The sequence below is a fragment of the Acidovorax sp. genome (assembly GCF_022763525.1).
Classification (GTDB): Bacteria; Pseudomonadota; Gammaproteobacteria; order Burkholderiales; family Burkholderiaceae_C; genus Acidovorax.
The window spans coordinates 1-7779 of the sequence record NZ_JALEGG010000089.1 but is presented as its reverse complement, the minus strand read 5'-3'; the positions used below and the strand labels follow the sequence as shown (position 1 = coordinate 7779).

Genomic DNA, 7779 nt, shown 5'->3' with positions numbered 1-7779 from the left:
TAGCTCAGCTTGCCGGGGTTGGCCTTGGCCCAGGCCACGAAGTGCGTCCAGGTCTTGAGCGGCGAGTCGGCGGGCACCACCACGCCAAACGCATAGCCGGTGACGTTGAGCACGTAGCTGATGTCCTTGACCGGGTCCCAGTTGATCTTGGTCGTGTAGGGCAGGCGGAACACGCCGAGCGGAATCTGCGCGATGGTGTAGCCGTCGGCGGGTGAGGTCTGCAGCGCCTGCGCGGGCAGCGTGCCGCCAGCACCCGGCTTGTTCTCCACCACCACGGGCTGGCCCAGGATCTTGCTCGCGTTGTCGGCCAGCGCGCGCATGGTGATGTCGGTGGGCCCACCTGCCGGGAAGGCAATGATGAGCTTGATGGGCTTGTTCGGGAAGCTCTGCGCCTGCGCCACGAATGCAGGGGTGGCCAAGCTGGCGGCACCCCACTGGAGGATCTTGCGGCGCTGCATGGTGGGCTCCTGAAAATAAAAACAAAGACCTGTCCATTGGACTGCACGCCCCCGCCTCCGGCATGCAGGAAACCCCCTAGAGGATGTCGCCAAGGCGCCAGGCGATCAGGGCACCGAATCTCAAGCCAAACAGGCCTAAAGCGCTTGACGGACAAGCGCTATTAGCTATCAAACAAATAGCATTATTGCAACGAATCGTGAGAACTCGTTTCCGGCAGTCCTGTCATCGTCAGCCGCGCGTCGCAACCCGCGCCCGCAGCGATCCAGCGGCGCGCCAGCCCAGAGAGCGCACGCACCGCCCAAGGATGGGTCCAACCCGTCACGCCACCTGGGTCGGCCACCATCGCGCAGCGGTAGCGGTGGTCGTCCTCGCTCCACCGCAGCGCCACACAGGTGCCCGTCCGGCGCCGGGACACCACCATCCCGAGCGGACAGGGTTCGGACAGACAGCACAGCCCACAGCCGTTGCAGGGCGCGCCCTCGGAAGGCTTGGCGGGCGCATCGGGGTGCAGCCAGACGATGGCAGAGGCAGGCGAGGACTCGGGCATGGCCCCTGCATTGTGCGCGGTGCCCGCCGCGGCGGGCCACAAAAAAGCCCTCTGCGGCCGGAGCTGCAGAGGGCTGAACAGGCTCGAAAGCCTGGAGCGGGAGGATGCAATGAAGCGGAATGGGGAATGCGGGATCAGCACCCCAGCGGGCGGTTGGGCCGCATGGGCACGATGCCGGTCACGCGCAGGGTGTTGTTGGAGCCATCAGTGGCCGTGAGCGTCTTGCTGGTGAAGCGCACCTGGTCGCTCTCGCGGGCCACGACCGTGTCGGTCGCCTCGGCGCTCGCGTATTCCTTGCCGTCGAAGGTCATGAACACCTTGTAAAGACCGGTGGCGTCGGGGCGATACCGGATGTCGCCAAACGCCGTCGCGGGCGAACCCGCCTTGTTCGCGCCATCGAAACGGAAAGTGCACAACTCGGGCTCGGAGCCCACGGGGTTCTTTTTGTCCACGTCGGTGAGGTTCAGCGCCCCGTTGCCGTAGACGCCGTTGAGGCTGTCGACGTTGGCCCCGGTCACGGTGAGAACGCCGGGCTCGTTGCTGGGCGTGGGATCGTCGTCATTACCGCCGCCGCAGGCGACCAGCAGCACGGAGGTGGCCGCAAGGGCGGTACAGGTCTTGAGGAAAGAATTCATGGTGTGGGCGTCCGTTGAGTAAGGATGGAGGGATGGGGCTGGCTGCCCCTGAAAACCATCGTAGAAACGCATCACCACTGCCTGCGTGCGCGAAGTTCCGCGGCCCGCGTAGGACACGGGCGGACAGCACTGTGCGCGCGGGCCGGGGCCCTGCGCGCCGCCCCCGGGCAGCCCACGCCGTGCAAGGTCGCGGCGGCCTCGCTTCAGCGTGCCAGCACCGGCGCCAGTGCCTTGCCCGTGTGCGTGCCCGCCGCCACCACGTCCTCCGGCGTGGCCGCGGCCACGATGCGCCCGCCCTCGCTGCCGCCTTCTGGCCCCAGGTCGAGGATCCAGTCGGCCTCGGCAATCACGTCCAGGTCGTGCTCGATCACGATCACGCTGTGGCCGCCATCGACCAGGCGGTGCAATACGCGGATGAGCTTGTCCACGTCGGCCATGTGCAGGCCCACCGTGGGTTCGTCCAGCACGTAAAGCGTGTGCGGCGCCTTCTGGCCGCGGCGGCCCACCTCGTCGCGCACCTTGGTCAGCTCCGTCACGAGCTTGATGCGCTGCGCCTCGCCGCCGCTCAATGTGGGTGACGGCTGGCCCAGCGTGAGGTAGCCCAGGCCCACGTCCTTCAAGAGTTGCAGCGGGTGCGCGATGCTGGGCATGGTGGCGAAGAAGTCCACCGCCTCGTCCACTTCCATCTGCAGCACATCGCCAATGCTCTTGCCCCGCCAGGTCACGGCCAGCGTCTCGGGGTTGAAGCGCGCGCCATGGCAGGTCTCGCAAGGCACCTTCACGTCGGGCAGGAAGCTCATCTCGATGGTGCGCACGCCGGCGCCTTCGCAACTGGGGCAGCGGCCTTCGCCGGTGTTGAAACTGAAGCGGCCGGCAGCGTAGCCGCGCGCCTTGGCCTCCAGCGTCTCGGCAAACAGTTTGCGGATGGTGTCCCAGAAGCCGATGTAGGTGGCCGGGCAGCTGCGCGGCGTCTTGCCGATGGGCGTCTGGTCCACTTCGAGCACACGGTCAATGCTCTCAAAGCCCGACAGGCCCGCGCACCCCACCAGCGCGGGGGCCTTGCCAGCGTCCATCGCATCGCGCCCCGCCTTGGTACTGCGCTGCTGCACCCAGGCCTGTACGTTGGTGAGCAGCACGTCGCGCGCCAGCGTGGACTTGCCCGAGCCGCTCACGCCGGTCACCGCCACCAGGCGGTGCAGCGGAACCGTGGCCGTCACGTTCTTCAGGTTGTGCAGATGGGCGCCATGCACCGTGAGCCAGCGCATGGCGGCGCGCTCCTTCGCCTCGGTCAGTGCGTCAGCCGCCAGCGCAACGGCCTGGGCGGCACGCTTCTTCACGGCCGCGCTTTGGCGGCCCGTGGGCGCGGCGGCCTCGGCCTGCGCGAAAGCGGCCGTGGCTTCGGCGCTCACCTCGCTGGCCACCATGCTGCGGCGCAGTTGCAGTGGGTGCTTCATCGCGTGCAGCAGGTAGCGGCCGGTTTGTGAATCTTCTGCATTCGTGAGGTCGCTCACCGAGCCCTGCGCCACCAGGCGCCCGCCGCGCTTGCCCGCACTCGGGCCGATGTCGATGATGTGGTCGGCGCGGCGGATGGTGTCCTCGTCGTGCTCCACCACCACGAGCGTGTTGCCCTTGTCGCCCAGCTTGTGCAGGGCGTTCAGCAAAATCTGGTTGTCGCGCGCATGCAAGCCGATGGTGGGCTCGTCGAGCACATAGCACACGCCTTGCAGGTTGCTGCCCAGCTGCGCGGCCAGGCGGATGCGCTGGGCCTCTCCACCGCTGAGCGTGGGCGCGCCCCGGTCGAGCGTGAGGTAGCCGAGGCCCACTTCTTCCAGGAATTCGAGCCGGCTCTGGATCTCGGGGACCAGGTCGCGGGCGATATCGGCCTCGCGCGCGGTCATGCCGCCCTCGACGCGCAGGGTCTCAACCCAGCGGCGCACATCCGTCACGGACAGCGCCGCAATGTCGGTGATACCCACGCTGGCGAACTTCACCGCGCGGGCCGTGGCGTTCAGGCGCGTGCCGTGGCACGTGGGGCAAGCGGTGTCCTGCAGGTCTTCCACCTCAGGCTCGGCAAAGGTCTGCTCGCGGCCCTTCTCGTTGGCGTCCTGCACGGAGTCATCGAACACCTTGCGCTGGTCCTTGGTGAGCTTGACGCCCGTGCCCACGCAGTCGGGGCACCAGCCGTGCTTGCTGTTGTAGGAGAAAAGGCGCGGGTCCAGCTCGGCATAGCTGGTGGCGCAGACGGGGCAGGCACGTTTGGTCGAATATGCATGCAAATGGCCAATGCCTGCGGTGGGCGCACCGCTTTCCATGGCAGCGGCCAGTGTGTCGATGCTTGAGAGGACATGCACCACGCCCTTGCCGTGCGTGAGCGCTTCGGCCAGCGCGGTGCGGAGCTGGGCCTCGTTCTCGGGCGACACATCCAGGCTCGCCACGGGCAGCTCGATGGTGTGTTCCTTGAAGCGGTCGATGCGCGGGAAGTTGGTGGTGGGCAAGAAGTTGCCGTCCACCCGCAGGTGGGTGTAGCCGCGCGGGCGGGCCCAGTCGGCCAGCTCGGTGTACACGCCCTTGCGGTTCATCACGAGCGGCGCCAGCAGGCCGATGTGCTGGCCGCGGAACTGCGTGAGCAGCTGGGCGGCAATGCTCTCGGGCGTTTGCGGCTGCACGGCAGCGCCGTCGTGCACGCAGTGCTGGGTGCCAAGCTTCACATACAACAGGCGCAGGAAGTGCCACACCTCGGTCGTGGTGCCCACGGTGGACTTGCGCCCGCCGCGCGAGAGGCGCTGCTCGATGGCCACGGTGGGCGGGATGCCGTACACCGCATCCACTTCGGGCCGTCCGGCCGGCTGCACGATGCTGCGGGCATAGGCGTTGAGCGATTCGAGATAACGCCGTTGACCTTCGTTGAACAGGATGTCGAACGCGAGGGTGGACTTGCCCGAGCCGCTCACACCCGTCACCACGTTGAACTTGCCGCGTGGGATGTCGACGCTCAGGTTCTTGAGATTGTGTTCCTTGGCATTGACGATTTCAATGGCATTTTTGGCCGCTGGCGCACTATCCATCAGCGCAAGGCGCTCTGATTTTCGTAGCGCAGCAGCTTTTTCGTGCACCGAATGGCCACCCTCGCCCAGCGCCAGCTCGTAGTCGCGCAGCGCCTGGCCCGTGTGCGAGGTGGCATGTGCGCGCACGTCCTCGGGCGTGCCCTCGGCCACGATCAGGCCGCCCGCATCGCCGCCTTCGGGCCCCAGGTCGATGAGCCAGTCGCTCGCGCGGATCACGTCCAGGTTGTGCTCGATGACGATGAGCGAGTGCCCCGCGTCGATGAGCTTGCGCAGCGCACGCATGAGCTTGGCGATGTCGTCGAAGTGCAGGCCCGTGGTGGGCTCGTCGAACAAAAACAGCGTGCCCTTGCGCGCCACGGCCTGCCGCGACTTGGCCTGGCTGCGCGCCGCTTCGGCCAGGAAGCCCGCGAGCTTCAGGCGCTGCGCCTCGCCGCCGCTGAGCGTGGGCACGGGCTGGCCCAGCGCCACATATTCCAGGCCTACGTCCACGATGGGCTGCAGCGCACGGATCACGTCGCGGTCGTTGGCAAACACGGCGGCGGCCTCGGCCACGGTGAGGGCCAGCACGTCGGCCACGTTGAGCGTCTTGCCCCCGCGCTCGATGGTGATCTCCAGGATCTCGGGCCGGTAGCGCTTGCCATCGCAATCCGGGCAGCGCAGGTACACGTCGCTCAGGAACTGCATTTCCACGTGTTCGAAGCCCGAGCCCCCGCAGGTGGGGCAGCGCCCATCGCCGCTGTTGAAGCTGAACTTGGCGGCGGTGTAGCTGCGCTGTTTGGCCAGGGGCGACACCGCAAACAGTTCGCGGATGCTGTCCCACGCTCCCACATAGCTCACGGGGTTGGAGCGGGCTGTCTTGCCAATGGGCGACTGGTCCACGAACACCACGTCCGACAGGTGGTCCGCGCCCAGCAGGCGGTCGTGCGCGCCCGGTGCATCCGTGGCCTTGCCGAAGTGGCGCAGCAGCGCGGGGGCCAGCACGTCCTGGATCAGGCTCGATTTGCCCGAGCCGCTCACGCCGGTCACGGTGACCAGGCGCTGCAGCGGGAACTCCACCGTCACATCGCGCAGGTTGTGCTCGCGCGCGCCTTCCAGGATGAGGCGCGGGGTCGATTCCGTCACCATGCGCTTGAAGCCAAAGCCCACATGCTTGCGCCCACCCAGGTAGGCACCAGTGAGGGTGTCGGCCTTGCGCAGTTCGCCCGTGGTGCCATCGAACACGATCTGCCCGCCCAGGCGGCCAGGGCCGGGGCCCATGTCGATCATGCGGTCGGCCGCGAGCATCACGGCCGGGTCGTGCTCCACCACCACCAGGGTGTTGCCCGCATCGCGCAGGCGCAGCATGGCCTCGGTGATGCGGTGCATGTCGCGCGGGTGCAGGCCGATGCTGGGCTCATCCAGCACAAACAGCGTGTTGACCAGGCTCGTGCCCAGCGCGGTGGTGAGGTTGATGCGCTGCACCTCGCCGCCGCTGAGCGTGCGGCTTTGCCGGTCGAGCGTGAGGTAGCCAATACCCACGTCGCACAGGTATTTGAGGCGCGTGGTGATCTCTTCGTGCAGCAGCTTCAGGGCCTGCGCGTCACCGCCTGCGGCCGCGTCGCCTTCGGGCAACTCCATGCGGTCGAAGAAGCGGCGCAGCCGGTCGATGGGCAGCAGCATCAGGTCGTGCAGGCACAGGCCGGGCAGGGCTTCGAGCTGGTCACGCGACCATTGCACGCCTTCGGGCATAAAACGTTTTGCAGGGTCCAGCACGGCGTCCGCATCGGCCCTACTGCCCACGCGCCACAGCAGGCTTTCGGTCTTGAGGCGCGCACCAGCGCAGGTGGGGCACGGCGTGTAGCTGCGGTACTTGGACAAGAGCACACGGATGTGCATCTTGTAGGCCTTGCTCTCCAGGTACTCGAAGAAGCGCTTGATGCCGTACCACTGCTTGCTCCACTGCCCTTCCTTGTAGCCCGGCGCGCCGTGGATGACCCATTTTTTCTGGTCGTCGGTGAGCTTGTACCAGGGCGTGTCGCGCGGGATGCCCGCCGTCTCGGCGTGGCGCATGAGGTCGTCCTGCGCCTCCTTCCACGCGGGGGTCTGGATGGTCTTGATGGCGCCTGCGCGCAGCGTGAGCTTGTCGTTGGGGATGACGAGGCCGTAGTCCACGCCGATCACGCGGCCAAAGCCCCGGCAGCTGTCGCACGCGCCCACGGCGGAGTTGAACGAGAACATCGAGGGGATGGGGTCGCTGTAGCGCAGGTCGCTGTCGGGGCAGTGCAGGCCTGTCGAGAACCTCCACAACTCGGGCTCGCCCTCGTCCACAAGGCGGTACACGTTCAAACGCCCCGTGCCACGCTTGAGCGCCACCTCAATCGCCTCAATCACCCGCGCCTTCTCGGCATTGCCCAGGCGGAAGCGGTCGGCCACCACGTCAAGCACCTTGCGCGGGCCGGTGGGCGTGGACACTTCGCGCTCGGCCTGCACCTTGGTAAAGCCGCTGGCGGACAGCCATTGCTCGACCTGCTCGGCCGACGTGCCACCCGGTAGTTCAACCGGGAAGGTCAGGACGATACGCGGGTCGCTCGCCTCGGCACTACGCCGCTGCAGCTCGGCATAAATGGTCTCTGGCGAATCATGGCGCACGGGCTGCGCAGTCTGCTTGTCGAACAGCTGGCCTGCGCGGGCGAAAAGCAGTTTCAAATGGTCGTTCAGCTCCGTCATCGTGCCCACGGTGGAGCGGCTGGAGCGCACCGGGTTCGTCTGGTCGATGGCGATGGCCGGCGGCACGCCTTCGACCTTGTCCACTGCCGGCTTGTCCATGCGGTCCAGGAACTGGCGCGCATAGGCGCTGAAGGTTTCCACATAGCGGCGCTGGCCCTCGGCGTACAGCGTGTCGAACACCAGGCTGGACTTGCCCGAGCCGCTCGGGCCCGTGACCACCGTGAGTTCGCCCGTGCGGATGTCCAGATCCAGGTTGCGAAGGTTGTGCTGGCGTGCGCCGCGAATGCGGATGGTTCCCTGGGTCATGGATGATGGGCTCGGTGGGGCTTAGAGCCTGTTCAAAGTCTTTTTGGAGATCGCATTGGAG

Annotated in this window: 4 protein-coding genes; all 4 read right to left on the bottom strand. The window is 67.1% G+C overall.

Annotated elements, in window-relative coordinates; genetic code table 11:
• Nucleotides 1–458 (bottom strand): tripartite tricarboxylate transporter substrate-binding protein (locus tag MRY84_RS07110; RefSeq protein ID WP_291505043.1); only part of this gene is annotated, 458 nt, incomplete at its 3' end.
• 182 nt (nt 459–640) lie between these two features.
• On the bottom strand, nt 641–1006 hold the full coding sequence (locus tag MRY84_RS07105) for a hypothetical protein (protein WP_291505042.1): 366 nt from the start codon (nt 1004–1006) through the stop codon (nt 641–643).
• Between the two features lie 134 nt (nt 1007–1140).
• On the bottom strand, nt 1141–1641 hold the full coding sequence (locus MRY84_RS07100; RefSeq protein WP_291505041.1) for a hypothetical protein: 501 nt from the start codon (nt 1639–1641) through the stop codon (nt 1141–1143).
• A gap of 203 nt (nt 1642–1844) precedes the next feature.
• Nucleotides 1845–7718, bottom strand: a complete 5874-nt coding sequence (uvrA, locus tag MRY84_RS07095; RefSeq protein WP_291505040.1) for an excinuclease ABC subunit UvrA — start codon at nt 7716–7718, stop codon at nt 1845–1847.
• Nucleotides 7719–7779 lie beyond the last annotated feature (61 nt).

Excerpts from the sequence above, each read along its gene's own strand:
- MRY84_RS07100 (WP_291505041.1), bottom strand. The coding sequence starts at position 1,641 with ATGAATTCTTTCCTCAAGACCTGTACCGCCCTTGCGGCCACCTCCGTG.
- MRY84_RS07105 (WP_291505042.1), bottom strand. The coding sequence starts at position 1,006 with ATGCCCGAGTCCTCGCCTGCCTCTGCCATCGTCTGGCTGCACCCCGAT.
- uvrA (WP_291505040.1), bottom strand. The coding sequence starts at position 7,718 with ATGACCCAGGGAACCATCCGCATTCGCGGCGCACGCCAGCACAACCTT.